This window comes from Fibrisoma limi BUZ 3, assembly GCF_000296815.2.
GTDB classification, from domain to species: Bacteria; Bacteroidota; Bacteroidia; order Cytophagales; family Spirosomataceae; genus Fibrisoma; species Fibrisoma limi.
In genome coordinates, this window is sequence record NZ_CAIT01000004.1 from 527,656 (window position 1) to 547,655 (window position 20,000).

Annotated in this window: 12 protein-coding genes and 1 tRNA gene; 8 read left to right on the forward strand and 5 right to left on the reverse strand. The window is 53.4% G+C overall.

The genetic code is table 11. From position 1 onward, the window contains the following. Positions 1-72: 72 nt before the first annotated feature. The 4 genes from BN8_RS02670 (at position 73) to BN8_RS02685 (ending at position 9,516) form a co-directional block, all read left to right on the forward strand. Positions 73-3,078 (forward strand): SusC/RagA family TonB-linked outer membrane protein, encoded by a 3,006-nt coding sequence (locus BN8_RS02670; protein ID WP_009280242.1) that lies wholly within the window; start codon positions 73-75, stop codon positions 3,076-3,078. Between the two features lie 56 nt (positions 3,079-3,134). Continuing rightward, the gene (locus BN8_RS02675) at positions 3,135-4,529 is read left to right on the forward strand and encodes a RagB/SusD family nutrient uptake outer membrane protein (RefSeq protein WP_009280243.1); all 1,395 of its coding nucleotides are present in this window, start codon (positions 3,135-3,137) and stop codon (positions 4,527-4,529) included. Between the two features lie 545 nt (positions 4,530-5,074). Further along, complete coding sequence (locus BN8_RS02680; RefSeq protein ID WP_009280244.1) at positions 5,075-8,116, forward strand: SusC/RagA family TonB-linked outer membrane protein; 3,042 nt, start codon at positions 5,075-5,077, stop codon at positions 8,114-8,116. Between the two features lie 35 nt (positions 8,117-8,151). Next, the gene (locus BN8_RS02685; protein WP_009280245.1) at positions 8,152-9,516 is read left to right on the forward strand and encodes a RagB/SusD family nutrient uptake outer membrane protein; all 1,365 of its coding nucleotides are present in this window, start codon (positions 8,152-8,154) and stop codon (positions 9,514-9,516) included. A gap of 64 nt (positions 9,517-9,580) precedes the next feature. Here the strand turns inward: BN8_RS02685 and BN8_RS02690 are convergent, their stop codons facing one another. Continuing rightward, positions 9,581-9,910, reverse strand: a complete 330-nt coding sequence (locus tag BN8_RS02690; protein ID WP_040005392.1) for a DMT family protein — start codon at positions 9,908-9,910, stop codon at positions 9,581-9,583. Between the two features lie 88 nt (positions 9,911-9,998). Here BN8_RS02690 and BN8_RS02695 point away from each other — a divergent pair, with 88 nt between their 5' ends. Both BN8_RS02695 and BN8_RS02700 read left to right on the forward strand, forming a co-directional pair. Continuing rightward, a complete protein-coding gene (locus BN8_RS02695) occupies positions 9,999-11,252 on the forward strand; it encodes an OmpA family protein (protein ID WP_009280247.1) in 1,254 nt (417 codons plus the stop codon). Positions 11,253-11,354: 102 nt separating this feature from the next. Continuing rightward, complete coding sequence (locus BN8_RS02700; protein WP_009280248.1) at positions 11,355-12,017, forward strand: endonuclease III domain-containing protein; 663 nt, start codon at positions 11,355-11,357, stop codon at positions 12,015-12,017. 14 nt (positions 12,018-12,031) lie between these two features. Here BN8_RS02700 and BN8_RS02705 read toward each other — a convergent pair whose 3' ends face one another. The 4 genes from BN8_RS02705 to BN8_RS02720 all read right to left on the reverse strand — a co-directional run bounded on the left by BN8_RS02705 (position 12,032) and on the right by BN8_RS02720 (position 15,362). After that, positions 12,032-12,292: a hypothetical protein gene (locus BN8_RS02705; RefSeq protein ID WP_144051557.1), complete on the reverse strand. Its 261-nt coding sequence runs from the start codon at positions 12,290-12,292 to the stop codon at positions 12,032-12,034. Positions 12,293-12,467: 175 nt separating this feature from the next. After that, positions 12,468-12,539: transfer RNA gene (locus BN8_RS02710), tRNA-Arg, on the reverse strand. A gap of 55 nt (positions 12,540-12,594) precedes the next feature. Next, positions 12,595-13,845 carry a GTPase HflX gene (gene hflX / locus BN8_RS02715; RefSeq protein ID WP_009280250.1) on the reverse strand — a complete coding sequence of 417 codons (1,251 nt, stop codon included), beginning with the start codon at positions 13,843-13,845 and terminating at the stop codon, positions 12,595-12,597. A gap of 131 nt (positions 13,846-13,976) precedes the next feature. Next, positions 13,977-15,362 (reverse strand): MATE family efflux transporter, encoded by a 1,386-nt coding sequence (locus tag BN8_RS02720; RefSeq protein ID WP_009280251.1) that lies wholly within the window; start codon positions 15,360-15,362, stop codon positions 13,977-13,979. A 290-nt stretch (positions 15,363-15,652) separates the two neighbouring features. Between BN8_RS02720 and BN8_RS02725 the strand changes: the two genes are divergently transcribed. Continuing rightward, positions 15,653-16,390, forward strand: a complete 738-nt coding sequence (locus BN8_RS02725; protein WP_009280252.1) for a Nif3-like dinuclear metal center hexameric protein — start codon at positions 15,653-15,655, stop codon at positions 16,388-16,390. Between the two features lie 149 nt (positions 16,391-16,539). After that, positions 16,540-19,992, forward strand: coding sequence for a pyruvate carboxylase (locus tag BN8_RS02730; RefSeq protein WP_009280253.1), 3,453 nt, complete (start codon positions 16,540-16,542; stop codon positions 19,990-19,992). Positions 19,993-20,000 lie beyond the last annotated feature (8 nt).

Genomic DNA, 20,000 nt, shown 5'->3' on the forward strand with positions numbered 1-20,000 from the left:
TCGGAATCTCTCTTGTGTTAACAGATTTTTAATATTTAATTTTGCAGTTTACTTATCTCACAATACCACTTTATGAGAAAAATTATATTGCTTCTGCTTTTAATGGTGGGGGTTCTGCACCTCCCGGCAGTTGCACAAGATCGTCGGGTGACCGGGAAAGTCACATCGGCGGAAGATGGCAACGTGCTGCCTGGTGTTTCTGTACAAATCAAAGGAACAACACGGGGTACGCAGACGGATGCCGAAGGTAACTACTCAATCTCTGTACCCAGCACTGCAACAACACTCGTGTTCAGTTTTGTGGGAACCACGGCGCAGGAAGTTGTTATTGGAAACCGCAGCCAGATTAACGTAGCGCTCACCAACGATTCGCGCGCGTTAAGCGAGGTGGTGGTTGTAGGTTACGGTACGCAGCAGCGCCGTGACCTGACCGGTTCACAGGCCAGTATCAGCGGGAAAGACATTGCTAACCTGCCCGTCCAAACGTTCGAAACGGCGCTACAGGGCCGCACGCCAGGTGTGCAGATCACGCAGGGCAGCGGTAAGCTGGGAACAGCACTTCAGATCCGTGTTCGGGGAGCCGCGTCGATTTCGGCCGGTAACGAGCCGCTGTACGTACTGGATGGTATTCCCATTACGTCGCAGGACCTGAACACGACGGACAATGAGCAGTTTAGCCCGTTGGCCGACATTGATCCGAACGACATTGAATCCATCGAAATCCTGAAAGATGCGTCGGCATCGGCGATCTACGGCTCCCGGGCCAGCAACGGCGTTGTGCTGATCACCACCAAGCGCGGTAAAGCCGGTCGGACCAACGTGCAGGTCGGCTACTACACCGGCATCAGCAACCCGACCCGGGTGCGTGAATTCCTGAATGGTCCGCAGTATCTGGAGTTGTTTAAGGAATCATTGACCAACGCTGGTATCGATCCGAACGACCCGAACGACGGTTTCCCGGGCTATGGTCTTGATCCGAATTCAACGGTTAATAGCGACTGGTCCGGTGCCGCTTTCCGTCAGGGAACGATAAATCAGGCAAACTTTGCCATTAACGGTGGTAGCGAGAAAACCCGGTTCAACCTGTCGGGGGCCACTAACAAGCAGATTGGCTTCATCATCGGCAACAACTTCCAGCGGAACAACGTCCGCCTGAACCTCGACCATACGGTTAGTGATAAGTTCAGTCTGGGGGCCAGCATTGCGTTTGCTCGTACCAACAACAAGAAAGTGCCGGGTGATAATGCGTTCTCGAACCCAATTCAGTTGAACGCCCTGCCGCCGATCCAGCCGATCTACGATCCGAACGATCCGACCGGCTACAACCGGCAGACGTTGTACTACAACAACCTGGTTGAGCTGAACAACGCGTCGAACTACGCACGTACGTACCGCACATTCGGTAACCTCTTCGGTCAGTATCAACTGCTGCCGGGGCTGACGTTCCGGAGCGAATACGGTTTCGACGTATTAAACCTGCAGGAAGAAATTTTCCAGGGCCGCGTAACGGAAGATGGTGCCCCGACCGGCTACGGCTATCAGGCACAGACCCGTTCAAATAACTGGACCGCCAACAACACGTTCAGCTACCTGCGGACGTTCGGTGGGGTGCACAGCATCGACGCTCTGGCGGGTATTACGTACCAAGAGCAGAATGTACAGACCGTATCGGCAACAGCCCGCAACTTCCCGAACGACAAATTTCAGGAACTGGCCAGTGCCAGTCAGAAAACCGATGCCAGCTCAACCGAAACCGGCTTTAGCCTGGTGTCATACCTGGCGCGGGTGAACTACAAGTTCCGCGATCGGTACCTGATTGGTTTGTCGGGCCGTATCGACGGTTCGTCCCGCTTCGGTCTGAACAATCGCTACGGTTTCTTCCCGGCTATTTCGGCGGGCTGGATTCTGAGCGACGAGCCGTTCATCAAGAACACGGTTCCATCGCTTAGCCTCCTGAAACTGCGGGCCAGCTACGGCGTGACGGGTAACTCCGAAATCGCCAACTTCGCGTCTCGCGGTCTGTACGGTACCATCAACTACGCCGATCAGGTTGGTATTCGTCCGTCGCAGGTGGCAAACGCTGACCTGCGCTGGGAGCAGTCGACGCAGTTGGACATTGGTCTGGAGTTTGGTTTCCTCAACAACCGCATCAACGGACAGATCGACTTCTATAATAAGGTAACGAACGACCTGTTGCTGAACCAGCCGCAGCCAGCTATTAACGGGTTCACCACCATTGCCCGGAATATTGGTAGCCTGCGGAACCGCGGGGTAGAATTCAGCATTACGTCGCAGAACCTGACGAAAGCGCTCCGGTGGTCGACCAACTTCAACATCTCGTTCAACCGCAACCTGGTGACGAAGCTGAACGTATCGCCGATCCGGGCCAACTCGCGGTTCCTGAGCTACGTAACGGAAGGCCAGCCGCTGGGTATTTTCTACGGCAAGAAGTACGTAGGCGTCGATCCGCAGACAGGTGATGCGCTGTACCAGGGTGCAGACGGAAATCCGACTGCCGACTATGCAGCAGCACCGGAGATGTTTGTGGGCAACCCAAACCCTGATTTCACGGGCGGTCTGACCAACAACTTCTCGTTCAAAGGATTCGACCTGAGCTTCCTGCTGCAAGGGGTTTACGGCAACGACATCTACAACACGGCGGCTATCTATCAGTCGGTGAACGGTGACTATTTCGACAACCAGACCGTCGATCAGTTGAACCGCTGGCAGAAACCTGGTGATATTACCAACGTACCGAGAGCTGTTTTTGGGGGTGGTAATGGCACGGGCGTATCGTCGCGTTGGGTGCAGGATGGTTCGTTCCTGCGCGTGAAAACCGTATCGTTTGGCTACAATCTGCCGAGTGCGCTGCTGCGGAAAATCTCCGTACAGTCGGCGCGGGTGTACGTATCGGCGTTGAACCTGTTCACATTCACCAACTACACCGGCTACGATCCGGAGGTGAACACGCAGTACGCGAACGGCAGCAACCAGACAGCCAACATCGCCCTGGGCCACGACTTCTACACGCCACCTCAGGCCCGGACGTTCACGGTTGGTATCAATTTAGGTTTCTAAGCAAAACAGTCATGGCGCCGGGCAGCTAACCCGGTGTCTATACGGATATATAGAGTATGAAAAAAATAATTGTATCGCTGGGTCTGGCGCTGGCCTTGGTTGCCTGCGATGACCGGCTGAATATTGAACCCCGGCAATCGGTTGATGCAGCGACGGCGCTTTCGTCGGCTCAGGACATCGAGAGTGCCATTATCGGTGCGTATGGTGTATTGCCCGGCGTGCAGGGCGGTGGACTGGCCGATGCCGAATTGTACGGAACCAACCTGAACCTCCTGGCCGAGCTGCTGGCGTCAGACGACTACGTAGCGTGGCGCGGTACGTTCCAGGGCTACCGGGAGGTGGCAAACCGGCAGATGCTGGCTACCAACTCCGAAGCGCAACGGACGTGGGTGACGGCCTATCAGGTGATCAACGTAGCCAACAACATCCTCGGATCACTGGACAAAATTCAGAACGCCGACCAGAAAGCGGAGTTTGAAGGCGAAGCCCGTTTCCTGCGGGGGATCATGTATTTCGAACTGGTACGGCTGTATGCCCTGCCGTGGGGCACTCGCGCTGATAACAGCCAGCCGGGCGTACCCCTGGTGCTGCGTCCTACACTGACGCAGGAACAGGCGGCCGAAACCAGAGCCCGCAATACGGTAGCGGAAGTTTATACGCAGGTACTGGACGATCTGACCAAGGCATCGACGCTGCTGCCTACCGATAATGGCGTACGGGCCGATAAGTATTCGGCGCTGGGTTTCCTGAGCCGGGTGTATCTGCAACAGGCCGATTATGCCAAGGCACTCAATGCCGCCAACCAGATTCTGCAATCGAACCAGTTCCGGCTTAACCCCGGTGTGGCGGATGTGTTTCGGAATAAGAACACGGCCGAAAGCGTTTTCGAGATTCAGGAGAATACGCAGAACAACCCCGGAACCACCAACGATGGCCTGACTACGTTCTACGCCAGCATTCCGGCGGATGGCGCTGCTGTAGGCCGGGGCGATGTGCAGGTGCTGAACAGCTTTGTCGAGTCGTATGCCCCCACCGATAGCCGTCGTGAAGATTTGTTTTACATCGGCGTGAAAGGTGCCGGTACTCGCTACTATTCGGGCAAGTGGACTGATTTCGGTGGTAACGTGCCTGTCATCCGGGTTGCCGAAATCCTGCTGACACGGGCCGAGTGCAACCTGCGGCTTAATTCGGCGGTAGGCGCAACGCCCGCCGAAGACCTGAACGCCGTTCGGACACGGGCTGGGCTGGCCCCCATTGCCAACCCCACGCTCACGGACGTACTGCAGGAGCGCCGGTTAGAACTGGCCTTCGAAGGCTTGCGTATCCACGACATCAAGCGGCTGCGGCAGAATGCGGGTACCCTGCCCTGGAACTCGCCCAAACTGGTATTGCCGATTCCAAAGAGTGAGATTGACGCTAACTCAGCCCTTGTTCAAAACGAAGGCTATTAATACTAGTTTCACATTGCTTTTACCCCAAACCCCTGAAGGGGCTTATCACTGCTCAGCCAGAATACGTGAAATCAGCAGCGCTAAGCCCCTTCAGGGGTTTGGGGTGTCATGATACAAAAGGCTATTCTGAAGTCGTGTATGTAATTGTATCAAATCAGGCTATACCGAGCAGGTGTAGCCTGATTTGTTTTTAAGAGGTGGAGTCCTGCGGTCAGGGTGGTGTCAGGTTCTGAACCTGACACCACCCTGACCGCAGGACTCCACGTATCATCCACTTATGCTAGTTACTAGGCTTGCTGAAAAATGAAAAGCAGCGTATATAATTTGCCGTAAGACAACGGGCGTGCCGAAAGACTTGTCAGTATGCTATACGGGTTGTGTTACCCGAAATTTTATTTTACATTATAATTCGTTAGCAATTGTATGGTTGGTTTTAATTGAAGCAAAACAAATTTGATAATTTTCACGTAATTGTTGTTTTAACAAAATTTTAACCACAACTTTTGCTGCCTATTTTCTCATAACATAATTTCAACGACCGCTCTATGAAGAGATTTTTATTGTTTGTGGTATGGTTGGGAGCATTCGCCCTGCCTGCCCTGGCGCAGGAGCGCCGGGTAGCCGGGAAAGTAACCTCAGCGGAAGACGGAAACCCACTGCCAGGCGTTTCTGTCGTTGTGAAAGGAACAACCCGTGGTACTCAGACCGACTCAGAAGGTAATTATTCTTTAACCGTACCGGCGAATGTGGGGACACTCGTCTTCAGTTTCGTTGGCACCACCTCGCAGGAAATCCCTGTTGGTAATCAATCCACAATTAACGTGCGGTTAGGGGCCGACACGCGCTCGATCAATGAAGTGGTCGTTGTCGGCTACGGTAGTGAATCGAAGCGGAACCTGACAGGTAACATTGCTAAAGTATCCGGCCGGGAAATCGAGAATCTGCCCGTTACCAGCGTTGAGCAGGCCATTCAGGGCCGGGCCGCCGGTGTGCAGATCACCTCCCTGAACGGTAAAGTTGGCCAGGGGCTGCAAATCCGGGTGCGGGGCTCATCGTCCGTATCGGCCAGCAACCAGCCGTTGTTCGTGGTCGATGGAATTCCCATTACAACCGGTGCGCCGGGGGACCCGAATGCAACAGCAGCGCTGACAAACCCCATTGCCGACATCAACTTCAACGACATTGAGTCCATTGATATCCTGAAAGATGCGTCGGCGTCAGCCATTTACGGATCGCGGGCTAGTAATGGCGTGGTGCTGATTACGACCAAGAAAGGACGGCAGGGTAAAACGCAGTTTGAACTGAATGCCTACGGTGGTTTCAGCAACCCGACCCGCAGGCGTGAGTTTCTGAATACGCAGGAATACGTTCAGTTTTTTGAAGAAGCGCGGGCCAACTCGGTAGCGCTCGGTCTGACCAACATTACCCAGGCGCAGCTTCAGAACTTCTTCACGTCAAATGCGGCCGGCGACCGGGCTAACTGGGAGCAGGGACGTATCAATACGAACTGGCAGGATCAGGCGTATCAGGATGCCCCCATTCAGCAGTATGACCTGAGCGCCCGTGGTGGCGACGCCAAAACGCGCTTCTACGTATCGGGGTCGTATCTCGATCAGAGCGGTATTCTGATCAGTAACCGTTTCCGCCGGTTAAGCGGTCGGGTTAACCTCGACCACTCCGCCACTGACAAGCTGACGCTGGGTGTTAATCTGAACGTAGCTCGCACGGTCAACAACCAGTTGGCTAACGACAACTCGTTTACGACGCCGATGCAGATTGTCGCGTTGCCGCCCATCTCACCGGTTATTGATCCAACAACTAATCGGCTCAACGACCAGACCTACTACTACAATTCCCTGCTCGACCGGGATTTCGCATCGTACGTAACTACGTCGTATCGGGTAATAGGGAATGTGTTTGCCGAGTATCGCATTCTGCCCGGCCTGTCGTTCCGGTCGGAGTGGGGATCTGACATCCTGACTAAGAACGAAGAGCAATACTACGGTCGCGAAACGCTGCTGGGTAATCCAAACGGCGTTGGGATCAACAACTTTGCGCAAATCGTAAACTACACGACCAACAACTTCTTTACGTTTGGGCGGACGTTTGCTGAGCGGCACGATGTCGATGCTACGGTCGGTATGTCGTACCAGGAATCGAGCACCAATTTTACACAGGTGCAGGGTAGGGATTTTCCAAGTAACGCCTATAAGCAGATCATCGCTGCGGCCCGCATCACGGCCGGTTTGTCGACCGAAACCTCCTTTAGTTTCCTATCCTATTTCGCCCGTCTGAACTATCGCTTTAATAACCGTTACCTGCTGGGATTGGTAGGCCGGGTAGATGGTTCGTCGCGGTTTGGTGCCAACAATCGTTACGGTATCTTCCCGTCAGCATCAGTAGGCTGGATTCTGACGGAAGAGTCGTTTATGAAGAACATTCCGGCTATCAGTAATCTGAAGCTGCGGGCCAGCTATGGTCTGACGGGGAACGCTGAGATTGGGAACTTCGGCTCGCGGGCGCTGTACGACGGAACGGCCAGTTACGGCGGGATTCCAGGGCAGGCTCCCTCGCAGATTGCTAACCCGGATTTGAGCTGGGAAAAAACGCTTCAGACGGACATCGGTCTTGAATTCGGCCTGCTCGATAACCGCATTACCGGCGAAATCGACTATTACACGAAGAATACCCGTGATCTGCTGCTGAACGTGAATGTACCGGGAACAACCGGTTTTGCTACCCAGCTACGGAACGTCGGTCAGCTGGAAAACAAAGGATTTGAATTTGTCATTAACACGCAGAACGTTCGGGGCGCTTTCCAATGGAGCACCAACCTGAATATTGCCCGCAACACCAACAAGATCACGAACCTCGACGGGCAGATCATTCAGGGCGGCTACATCAACCAGGCGCAGGAAGGAAGCCCGATCGGGGTGTTCTTTGGCCGTGAATATGCCGGGGTAGACCCGCAGAACGGTGACGCCCTTTACTACCGCAATACCACCAACGCAGACGGTAGCCTGGATCGGAGCACCACCAACAATCCGAACCAGGCCGAGCGCGTAGTGATCGGCAATCCGAATCCTTCCTTTATCGGTGGGGTAACCAATACCTTGTCGTACAAAGGGTTGGAGCTTAGCTTCCTGTTCCAGGGACAGTTCGGCAACCAGATCTACAACGCAGCCGGTCAGTACATGTCGGCCAACGGTAACTTCTTCGACAACCAGACCCGCGATCAACTGCGTCGCTGGCAGCGCCCGGGCGATATCACCGACGTACCGCAGGCCCGGTTAGTGGGCGGTAATGGAACGGTCGAGTCGTCACGTTACCTCCAGGATGGAGATTATGTTCGGTTGAAAACGGCTACGCTGGGGTATACCTTGCCTAAAACGCTGACAAACCGGGCGAAACTCAGCCGGGTTCGCGTCTACGTAACGGGCCAGAATCTGCTGACCTTTACCAACTACACTGGCTGGGACCCTGAAGTGAACACCGATGCAGCGGCTGGCAACATCGGGTTGGGTAACGACTTCTACTCGGCTCCGCAACCCCGGACCATTACGGCGGGTATCAACATCGGTTTTTAATGGTAATCTGAACAACTCATTGCTCTTAATTCGGTATGAATCATATAAAACTGTCAATCGTTGGGTCGGTGCTGGCCGTGGGCCTGTTGCTGACCGGATGCGATAACAAACTGGATATTAATCCGATCAACTCGGTTGATGCACAGCAGGCGTTGCAGACGGCCCAGGATCTGGATGCCTTACTGGTCGGTGCCTATGATGCGCTCGGGAATGGAAATCTGTACGGCGGTAACCTGCTACGGGATGCTGAACTTTTGGGCGATAACGGCGAGACTACCTGGAACGGAACGTTTCTGGAACCAGCCGAAATTGCCCGCAAAGCCATACTGACCACAAACGGACAGGTTAGAGATACCTGGTTGGCTGCCTATTACACGATCAATATCTGTAATACGGTGCTGGCTAATCTGAATCTCGCAGAAGCTAGTGAACGGGGACGCATTGAAGGGGAGGCCAAGTTTATCCGGGGGACGATGTACTTTGAACTGGTGCGCTTCTATGCCCGGCCCTGGGGCGACGGTGATGCGAACACCAGCCCGGGTGTCCCCCTCGTGCTGACGCCTACGACGGTGCTTAACCAAAGCAACCAGGTACCGCGTAACTCGGTAGCGGAAGTGTATGCCCAGGTAATCAAAGACCTGACCGAAGCCGAAACCCGGCTACCGGCCACCAACGGCTTCTTTTCTACCAAAGGAGCAGCCGCCGGCATGCTGGCCCGCGTGTATTTGCAGCAGGGCAGTTTCGGTCCGGCCGCCAGTGCCGCCGATCGGGTCATTGCGTCGAACCGCTATCAGTTGGTGCCCATTGAAGAAGTATTCGACCTGCGCTTGTTCATCAATGGGTTCAATACAGACGAAACCGTGTTTGCAGTGCAGGTAACCGATCAGGACGGGGTCAATAACCTGAATCTGTATTACGCTATCCGGGACTACGGCGGTCGGGGTGACATCTACATTCAGGAGCGCCACCTGAACCTGTACGAGCAGGCCGATCAGCGCGGTGGCCTGTTCTATGAAGATGATGGTGGTTTGCTCCGTACGGCTAAGTTTGTCAATCAATATGGCAACGTACAGGTACTGCGGCTGGCCGAAATGTACCTGATCCGGGCCGAGGCTAATTTCCGGAACAACACGTCGGTGGGGGCTGCCCCGCTCGATGATGTAAACCTGATCCGGGCGAGGGCCGGGCTGGCGCCACTGACGCCCGCACAGCTTACGCTGAACGCAATTCTGCGGGAACGCCGGCTGGAACTGGCCTTCGAAGGCACGCTGATTCACGACATCAAGCGGACCCGGCAGAACATCGGTACCATCCGGTTCAATGATCCACGGCTCATTTATCCAATTCCGCAGCGGGAAATCGATGCCAACCGGGCCTTGGTGCAGAATGCGGGGTATTGATTCTTAGGCGTATACATGAAGCGAGGGCACACCCGACCGGGGTGCCCTCGCTTCGTTTTAAAACTTACCACTTCTTGAACACGAAGAAAACCGCCAGCACCAGAAAGACAAAACCAACGATGTAGTTCCACTTTATCTCTTCTTTCAGATACAGCACAGCAAAGGCCGCAAACACAATCAGCGTTACAACTTCCTGAATCGTTTTGAGCTGAAATGCGTTAAATTCAAAAGAACCGATACGATTGGCCGGCACCGCAATGCAGTATTCAAAAAAGGCGATGCCCCAGCTTATCAGGATCACTTTCCAGAGCGGTTCGTTATGGTATTTCAGATGCCAGTACCAGGCAGTTGTCATGAAAAGGTTAGAAACGATCAGTAGTAGTATCGTACGCATAAAAAATTGAAAAGCAGAGAAATTAAACCCTAAACTACCCGGCGTAATCAAACGTTTAGTAAAGGTAAGCGCTCTGTAAACAACGATCATGAACTGCCGACACATTATCCTCTTTTTGCTGCTGCTCAGTCCGTTTGGTCTACGGGCTCAGGCGCAGTACACGACTGAAAATCCCCGCGTTGATGACGTTAACGACCGCGACGTAACCATCCGGCGCGTCGAGCTGACGGATCAATACACGATCATTTACATGACGTTTCGCTCGAAACGGTCGTCGGGGCAGATGTTTAAAATTCCGTTACCGAACGGACGTGGCTACTCGCTTCCTTCGGGTAATACCATCAGCTTCGTACCGACCGCAAGGCTCTACGTGAACGATGGCGAAAAGTCGTTTAAGTTCGTCAGAGCGGAGAACATACCCACCGAAAAACGGCGGGACGTATCGCCGGGCGAGCAGGTTGATTTTGTGGCTTATTTCGAGCGAATCACCCCTGGTTACGAGGTATTCGACCTCTTCGAGTGTAGTGATCAGAACCGAAACGGCGAGATCTGTTTTAACTTCTGGGGGGTTCATATCACCAATCCGGCGAAGAAACCAAATGCCAGACGAGCCCCGACTACGCCACCCAAACAGGAGCCGAAGCCCCGTGAGACACCCCGGGCAACGCCAACCGTACCGACGCCGGAGCCCGAAAAACCTAAGCCCAATACGCCCGTGGCCGTGGCTATCAACGGTACCGTGCGCGACGTTAAAACCAAAAAACCGTTGAAAGCGACTATTACGTACCAGTTGCTGTCGGGGGCTGAAACGAACGGAGACGAACCCGCCGATTCAGTACGTAGTGATGCCTCTACCGGAAAATACAGCGCCCCCGGCCAGACCGTTGCGGTGTATGCCGTTATGGCCTCGGCAAAGGGTTATTTTAGCCAGAGCGACACCCTGGCGACCAGTCGTTCGGACGTAACCCGGAATTTTGACCTGGTTCCGATCGAGACCGGCGCAAAAATCACGTTGAAGAATATCTACTTCAACGTGTCCAGGTTTGATCTGAAGCCGGAATCATTCCCGGAACTGGATCGGCTGGTTGGAATTATGCAGGAAAATCCGACGCTGACGATCCGGCTCGAAGGACACACCGACATTGTCGGTAGCTTTGATGCCAATGTCGAACTCTCGCGCAACCGGGTCAACGAGGTAAAGCGATACCTAGTCTCCAAAGGTATTGACTCCGACCGTATCGATACGGTTGGCTACGGTCCGTCGCGCCCGATCAATTCCAATAAGAGCCTGAAAGAACGGCCCGAGAACCGCCGGGTCGAACTGGTGATCACGAAGGTCTAAAAACCCTGGATGCGGGTTTTCGGTTTACAGTTTTCTGTTTGCGCTTGGGGCGGATAGCCAGTATCACCAGCCGTGAACAGAAAACTGTAAACCGAAAACTGAATGAAGCCTGATTTTGATCTTACAACCGTTCTGAACCTCATCGACAAGGCCATTCAGCCGTACCCGAAGGCCGCCATGTTCGAGCTGGCAGAGCGGGGCTACAACAGCCTGTTTGAGCAACTGATTTCGTGCATCGTTTCCATCCGGACGCTGGATGAAACCACCATTCCGGTGTCGGAACGATTGTTTGCGGTTGCCCGTACGCCCGACGAGTTGCTGGCTCTCGACATTCCGACCTTAACGGAATTGTTGTACGGTACGACCTACCCCGATCAGAAAGCGTACACCATGCGGGGGATTGCCGAACGTACTGTTTTAGAATTTGGCGGTACACTCCCCGCTGATTTTGAATTGCTTACTTCCTTTAAAGGCGTAGGGCCAAAGTGCGCGAATCTGGCATTGGGCGTAGCGGCCGGTCAGGCGGCCATCAGTGTGGACGTACACGTGCATCGGGTGGTTAATCGCTGGGGCTATGTTCTGACCCGGCAACCCGAACAAACGTTGAAAGTGTTGGAGACTAAGGTACCGCAGGGGCAATGGATTGATATCAACCGGCTGCTCATGCCGTTTGGGAAGCACATATGCACCGGAACGCTACCCCACTGTTCGACCTGCCCCGTTTTGCAATGGTGTGAGCAGGTTGGTGTGACAAAACATCGATAAATAGACGTAGCTCGTTACAGTTCAGCGTAGAAGTCCTGCCAATTCATACTGTTCAGATAGGGTTCCAGCGAATTCAGCTCTGTAAACGTGCAGATACAGGTAAGCGTTTGCTGCGCTTCATCGAAACACATTTCAGCGAAGAAGTCGTTGAACTGATACAACTGCCGAAATCGGCCTGCTTCAGAGTAAGACGATAATTGCGTTCCCCATAAAATTAGAGCGCCAATCTTAATGGCAAAGGGGAGCTGATCGTATGCCTGTCGTTCAATTTTCATAGCGTATTCTTGAGTAAAAAGAGGAAGCACTGTTGGCTTTTTCTAATGTTGACGTAAACAAGGGCAATTTTGTTTGTTTCTACTTATATAATTAAATAGACTTATTATAAATTTACTGGGTGGTGTATAAAGAAAAAGCCACCGACAGGCAACGGCCTATCGATGGCTTTGGGAGTAGCTCCGACGGGAATCGAACCCATATCAAACGTTTAGGAAACGTCTATTCTATCCATTGAACTACGGAGCCAAATAAAAGGCGGTTGTGAAACCGCCTTCCTATCCGCAAAATTGCTTAAAATTCGTCAACCTGCCAAACCGTCGCCGTATTCCGCCGATTCAGAAAGTGGTACGTTAACCCAGTTCGGATAAATCGTAAAGTGCTTCTCTTTCACGAGATTATAAATCAAGTCCCGCAGTTCGTCGATATTTTCCCGGTTTTGGGCCGATATGAACACAACGTGCTCGGCTTTCTGGGTCAGGTACGTCTTCTTGAGGTATTGCAGCGCCGTTTGTTTACGGACGGCCACCGGAACCTCGCCTTCCTGTTCCTGCACCAGTTCATAAGCCGAATCCTCCTTCGGCTCAAACTGGTCAATTTTGTTGAACACCAGAATTGTTGGTTTGTCGGCCGCACCGATATCACTCAGCGTTGAGCTAACTACCTCAATGTGTTCCTCAAACGACGGGTGCGATACGTCGACTACGTGCAGCAGGATGTCGGCTTCGCGTACCTCGTCCAGCGTCGATTTAAACGACTCGATCAGCGTTGTCGGCAGTTTTCGGATAAATCCAACCGTGTCCGTCAGCAGAAACGGAATATTACCCAGCACTACCTTCCGCACGGTGGAATCGACCGTAGCGAAGAGTTTGTTTTCGGCAAAGACCTCGGCTTTAGCCAGTGTCCGCATCAGCGTTGACTTACCGACGTTGGTATACCCAACGAGGGCTACCCGAGCCAGTCGGTCGCGTTCTTTCCGGCGGGTCTGGCTTTGCTTATCAATCTTCTCTAGCTTCTCCTTCAGGAATGCAATCCGGTCTTTTACAATCCGGCGGTCAGTCTCCAGTTCGGATTCCCCTGGACCACGCATCCCTACACCCCCTTTCTGGCGGCTTAAGTGCGTCCACATGCGGGTCAGCCGTGGGTAGAGGTACTGGTACTGGGCCAGTTCGACCTGTACGCGTGCCTGCGCCGTTTGCGCCCGCATCGAGAAAATGTTCAGAATTAACAAACTCCGGTCAAGTACCTTAATCTCCTTAAACTCACCTTCGAGGTTACGCACCTGGGCAGGTGTCAGGTCATCGTCGAAGATAATCGTATCAACCGGGTTATCGGTAATGTAGGTTTGAATCTCTTCTAACTTACCCTTACCTACGAAGGTACGCGTATCAGGCCGTTCAAGTTTCTGAACGAACGTTTTAACGGTTCGGATTCCCGACGTCTCGGCCAGAAACGCCAGTTCATCTAAATACTCTTTCGTCTGGTCGGCGGTTTGCTTCTGTGTTACCAGCGCGACTAAGACTGCGGTTTCAGGGTTTTTATGGGTGTCGATCATGTACTAATTTCGGATTAAAGGTGCTGATCCAACCAAGGGTCAGATCAGTACCGTATAAATAATAACGGGGCAATTTGGCTAAAAGTTTCGGTCTGAATCAGCCGTTTTGAGCGGTCTGAGCTATAATTTGCCTAGACCTGAACCACCTTCCACCGACCCCGACGGAACACAATGATGGCAATAATTGCCAGCAGCGATTCGCTAATGGCCACGGACCAGAATACGCCCGGCGGACCCCAGTTCACGAACGTTGCCAACGTATACGCTAAAGGAATCTCAATCACCCAGAAGCATAGAATGTTTATGAGTGTTGGTGTACGGGTATCGCCGGCTCCATTGAGCGCCTGGCTGATGACCATGCCGTACGCAAAGAACACGTACCCTAAGCAGAACACCCGTAGGCATTCAACCGCTACGTTCACCACCCGTGGGTCGCGTTCAAACAGGCCCACAATCTCGGTTGCCCCGATAAAGAACGTAATCCCAACCACAACCAGAAAGATCATGTTGCACAGGGCCGCTCGCCAGGCCGAAGTTTCGGCGCGTTCGGGCTGGCCTGCCCCAAGGTTCTGGCCGACCAACGTGGCGGCTGCGTTGGCCATGCCCCACGACGGCAGAATGGTGAAAATCATGATCCGGATAGCAATCGTATAGCCAGCCACTACGTCGCTGCCGAACGTCGACAAAATCCTGGTCAGGAAAATCCAACTGGCTGATCCCACCAGAAATTGCCCCGTGCCACCAGCCGCAATGCTCAGCAAATTCCGGACGATATCGCTGTTGAACGACAGGTCGGACCGGCGAACGTTGACGGAACCGCTACGTCTGGTCAGGGCGTACAACTGATAGAGCACCCCCGCCGTCCGGCCGGTGGTTGTTGCCATGGCAGAGCCCATAACGCCCATCGCCGGTATCGGGCCAAATCCGAAAATAAACACTGGGCACAGGATAATATTAAACCCGTTGGCAATCCACAGCGACCGCATGGCGATGGAAGCCTCACCCGCACCACGCAGACAACCACTGAGTGTATAGAGCAGGACGATGGCTGGTGCACTGGCAAAGATCATCCGTGTAAAACCCGAGCCATTCGCAATCAGGCGCTCATCGCCACCCATCAGGCGGAGGATGTCTTCGGCAAACACAAAACCCGGAATGCCCATCACCAGCGCAACAGCCAGTGAAACGAGAATGACCTGCCCGATTGTTGTGCCGGCTTCGCGTTGGTTTTCTTCGCCCACGCGACGGGCTACCAGGGCCGTTGCCGCTGTACTCAGGCCGATAGCGATGGCATACACCAGTGTCAGCACGGACTCCGTCAGACCCACCGTTGCGACGGCTTCGGTACCAATTTTAGCCACGAAAAACACGTCTACTACCGCGAACAGCGACTCCATGACCATTTCCAGAATCATGGGAACGGACAGGAGAAAGATAGCCCGGTTAATACTGCCGGATGTGAAGTTAGATTCTGAACCGCGCAAAGCGGCCAGGAATAACCGAATAAATCTGGTCATTGATACAATGAATTAAGCCGCAGCCTGGTTGGCCGACAACAGCATGTGGATAACGAAAAATGAGAATAGCTGCCCGAGCGGACAGTAAATCTGGAAGAAGAGAAGACCTACGTAGGGTCTTAAGCGAGGAACTTCATGGGCTTTTGGGAACCGCGGGCGCGGTTGCTTTTGCGCTGCAAACCTACAAAAAAGATCTACAAACTTGCAAGGGGTCTTGAGCAAACGGTTGGTTTCAGGCAGTTAGCGAAACCATACGTAGTCGATTCCGTTGCTTAATAAACGCCCGTTGGATGGAGCTACGTGAGTTTATTGCCTTTCTGGATCAATGTTTTGCAACTGACCGATACGCTGCTTCTGAACAGGGTGGAATTTATTGGCCAGCAAAAGAAAAAGCGGACGATTTGTTCATAAAGCGCATTGGGCTTGCGTTGGAACCCTGGCCAGGTATATATGAATGGATCGTTGAAAAACATCTGGACGTACTTTGGCTACACCGCCCCTGGAAGCTGGAAATTGAGCGTGTGTCGCACAACGTATCTGTACTTTACCATCATCTGCCCTTCGATGAGACACTGACGATGGGATACAACCTGCGTTTGGCGCAAACGCTAAAAATGAGCAACCCTGAGGAGATCGGCTACAAGCAAACCGTAGATTTGCCCCGACGGGCTATCGGTATGCTTGGCCAGACGCCTATGGCCGACGTAATAGACTGGAGTCAGATGGTTGAGGGAGTTTTTGGCGGCTATGATCAGGTTCACCAGGGAAGTCAACCAGGCATCGGCCGTATTGCCATTGTGGGCGCAATGAACGAAGCTCTCATCCGGGAAGCCGCCGACCGCGGGGCAGGCTTATACCTGACTGGTGAGTACCGAAAATCAGCACAAACGGCGGTTGAGGAAACAGGAATATCCGTAATTGCCGTTGGGCATCGGCGTAGTGAGGAATGGGGCCTACGGGCGCTGGCGGATCTATTGCGGGAGCAGCGGGAAGGGGTAGTTGTATATTGCCCTAACATAATGAGCTGATATACGGCAGGAGTGATTTGTCTTTTTCCCTAAAAACGTCTTTCTTATCCTATCAATCTTTCGTTGATCGTGTGTTTTTCAAAATTTTCAACAAACTTGCCCCTTTGTACGCCTGAATCTTAACCCGATACCGGGTTACTTGCCAAACTATGAAAGAATACATCCGTCCAATTCGTCGTTTGTTAGTCGCTAACCGGGGCGAGATTGCTATCCGTATCATGCGGGCCGCCACCGAGCTTGGCATTACCACCGTCGCTGTCTATACCTACGAGGACCGCTATTCGCTCCACCGCTACAAGGCTGATGAAGCCTACCAGATTGGCCGCGATGATGAGCCGCTGAAACCCTACCTCGACGTTGAGGGAATCATTCTGTTGGCTAAACGGCATAAGGTTGACGCTATTCACCCCGGCTATGGGTTTTTGTCCGAGAACGTGAAGCTGGCGCGTCGTTGCCGCGAAGAAGACATCATCTTTGTCGGGCCGTCGCCGGAAGCGATGGAGGCCCTTGGCGATAAAGTACGAGCCAAGAATCTGGCAACCCGCGCGAACGTACCGATGATTCCGGATTCCCGGCAGGATTTGTCGGATTTCAACTTAGCGCAGTCGGAAGCGGATCGGATCGGCTTTCCGGTGATGGTAAAAGCCGCAGCCGGTGGGGGAGGACGTGGTATGCGCGTCGTCAGGAATGCGGATGATTTTGAGAAAGCCTACAACGAGGCCCGTAACGAAGCCCGCAACGCGTTTGGCGATGATACAATCTTCCTCGAAAAATTTATCGAGGAACCGAAGCACATTGAAGTACAGTTGCTGGGCGACAACTACGGCAACATCGTTCACCTCTACGAGCGCGACTGCTCGGTGCAACGGCGTTTTCAGAAAGTTGTTGAAGTAGCCCCCTCGTTCGGGTTGCGGCAGGAAACCAAGAACAAACTATACGACTATGCCCTGCAAATCGGGCGGGCGGCCAACTATTCAAATGCCGGTACGGTAGAGTTCCTGGTCGATAAGCAGGAGAATATCTACTTTATTGAAGTTAACCCACGTATTCAGGTAGAGCATACCATTACTGAAGAAGTGACCGGTATCGACATCGTGCGGACGCAGATCCTGATTGCAATGGGCTATAAGCTGTCGGACAACGGCATTTATATCAACCATCAGGATGAGATTCCGCTCAACGGCTTTGCTATTCAGTGCCGAATCACAACCGAAGACCCCGCCAACGGCTTCAAACCCGATTTTGGTACGATCATCGCCTACCGGAATGCGGCTGGTTTCGGTATCCGGCTGGACGAAGGCAGTAGCTACCCCGGCGTAAAAATTTCCCCGTATTTCGATTCGATGATCGTAAAAGTGTCGGCACGGGGCCGCACCCTCAAGGGCGCTACGCAACGTCTGACGCGGGCGCTGGTCGAGTTTCGGATTCGGGGCGTCAAGACGAACATTCCGTTTCTGCTGAACGTAATTAGTCACCCGATTTTCCAGCGGGGCGAAGCGCGGGTGTCGTTCATCGAAAGCCATCCCGAGCTGTTCAATCTGCGGAAGCCGCGTGACCGTTCGACCCGGGCGTTGAACTACCTCGCCGATGTCATCGTGAATGGGAATCCAGAGGTAAAAAAGAAGGATACGACCAAGGTGTTCCGGACACCGATTGTTCCGCCGTTCGACGTATACGGCAGCTACCCCAAAGGCAATCGCGACCGTCTGAAAGAACTGGGACGGGATGGATTTGTGCAGTGGGTGAAAGACCAGAAATGCGTGTTGTATACGGATACTACGTTCCGGGACGGTCACCAGTCACTGCTGGCTACGCGCGTTCGGACCCAGGACATGCTGAAGGTAGCCGAAGGGTTCGCCAAAAACCATCCCGAACTGTTCTCGATGGAAGTGTGGGGGGGCGCTACCTTCGACGTAGCTATGCGGTTCCTCTACGAATCGCCCTGGAAGCGGCTCGAAGCCTTACGGGAGGCCATGCCGAACATGCTGTTGCAGATGCTGTTCCGGGGGTCAAACGCGGTTGGGTACTCGGCTTACCCGGATAACCTGATCGAAAAGTTTGTCGAGAAATCGTGGGAAACGGGCGTTGATGTGTTCCGGATTTTCGACTCGCTGAACTGGATTGACGCCATGAAAGTGAGCATTCGGGCCGTTCGCGAACGGACAGATGCCCTTTGCGAGGGGACCATCTGCTACACCGGCGATATGCTCAATCCGGCCGAGCATAAAAAATACTCATTGCAGTATTACCTGGATCTGGCCCGGCAGCTTGAAGATGAAGGTGCACACCTGCTGGCGATCAAAGACATGGCCGGTCTGCTGAAGCCCCTGGCAGCCGAGGTGCTGGTACGTGAGTTGAAGCAGGCGGTTGATATTCCGATTCACCTGCATACCCACGATACGGCGGGTATTCAGGCCGCTTCTTATCTGAAAGCCATTGATGCCGGGGTTGATATTGTGGATTGCGCCCTCGGTGCGCTCTCCGGTCTGACTTCCCAGCCGAACTTCAATTCAGTCGTGGCCATGATGGAGGACCACGAGCGCCGGTGTGAGATGAATCTGGCGTCACTCAATGCGTATTCAAATTATTGGGAAGATGTCCGCGAATACTACTATCCCTTTGAGTCGGGGATGAAGGCCGGTAGCGCGGAAGTCTATGATAACGAGATTCCGGGTGGGCAGTATTCCAACCTGAAACCTCAGGCGGTTGCGTTGGGGCTGGGCGATAAATTCGAGCTGCTCAAACGAAACTACGTAGTAGCGAACGAGTTATTCGGAGACATCGTCAAGGTAACGCCCTCGTCGAAGGTCGTGGGTGATATGGCCATTTTCATGACGGCCAATAACCTGACGGCGCAGGACGTACTGGAACGGGGCGAATCGCTGTCGTTCCCCGAGTCGGTAAAAGAACTCATGAAAGGAGTGCTGGGCCAGCCGTACGGCGGTTTCCCGAAGCAAATTCAGGAGGTCGTGCTACGTGGTGAAGAACCCATCACCGGGCGGCCGAACGAACACCTCAAGCCAATTGATTTCGACCAGGATTTTGAGGCTTTCCAACAGAAGTACCCGCTGAACGATGGTTTCCTTGATTACCTGTCGTATCAGATGTATCCTAAAGTCTACGACGAATATTACAAGGCGGTGGTGCAATACGGCGATGTGAGCATCATCCCGACGCCCGCGTTCCTCTACGGCTTGAAGGAAAACGAGGAAATCCTGATTAACATCGACGAGGGCAAGAACATTCTGGTGCGGCTGCTGTTCAAATCAGAGCCGGATGAACTGGGTATGCGCACCATTACGTTCGAGCTCAACGGCCAGAGCCGTCAGGTGCAGGTACGTGATAAAGCGCTGAAAGTCGAAAAACAACAGAACCAGAAGGTCGGCAAAGACGGCGACGTTGGCGCTCCGTTGCAGGGCCGCCTGACCCGTATCATGGTGAAGGAAGGCGACGCGGTCAAGAAAAACCAACCCCTGTTTGTGATCGAAGCCATGAAGATGGAAAGTATCGTGGCTTCGCCCAGAGCCGGTACGGTGTCAAAAATTGTGCTGAGCGAAGGAACCGTCGTTGAGCAGGACGACTGGGTGGTTGAAGTGGCGTAAATCAGACC

Coding starts and splice junctions, on each gene's coding strand:
- BN8_RS02720 (WP_009280251.1), bottom strand. CDS start 15,362: ATGACCAGATTTATTCGGTTATTCCTGGCCGCTTTGCGCGGTTCAGAA.
- BN8_RS02730 (WP_009280253.1), top strand. CDS start 16,540: ATGAAAGAATACATCCGTCCAATTCGTCGTTTGTTAGTCGCTAACCGG.
- BN8_RS02725 (WP_009280252.1), top strand. CDS start 15,653: ATGGAGCTACGTGAGTTTATTGCCTTTCTGGATCAATGTTTTGCAACT.
- BN8_RS02700 (WP_009280248.1), top strand. CDS start 11,355: ATGAAGCCTGATTTTGATCTTACAACCGTTCTGAACCTCATCGACAAG.
- BN8_RS02670 (WP_009280242.1), top strand. CDS start 73: ATGAGAAAAATTATATTGCTTCTGCTTTTAATGGTGGGGGTTCTGCAC.
- hflX (WP_009280250.1), bottom strand. CDS start 13,845: ATGATCGACACCCATAAAAACCCTGAAACCGCAGTCTTAGTCGCGCTG.
- BN8_RS02690 (WP_040005392.1), bottom strand. CDS start 9,910: ATGCGTACGATACTACTACTGATCGTTTCTAACCTTTTCATGACAACT.
- BN8_RS02675 (WP_009280243.1), top strand. CDS start 3,135: ATGAAAAAAATAATTGTATCGCTGGGTCTGGCGCTGGCCTTGGTTGCC.
- BN8_RS02705 (WP_144051557.1), bottom strand. CDS start 12,292: ATGAAAATTGAACGACAGGCATACGATCAGCTCCCCTTTGCCATTAAG.
- BN8_RS02695 (WP_009280247.1), top strand. CDS start 9,999: ATGAACTGCCGACACATTATCCTCTTTTTGCTGCTGCTCAGTCCGTTT.
- BN8_RS02680 (WP_009280244.1), top strand. CDS start 5,075: ATGAAGAGATTTTTATTGTTTGTGGTATGGTTGGGAGCATTCGCCCTG.
- BN8_RS02685 (WP_009280245.1), top strand. CDS start 8,152: ATGAATCATATAAAACTGTCAATCGTTGGGTCGGTGCTGGCCGTGGGC.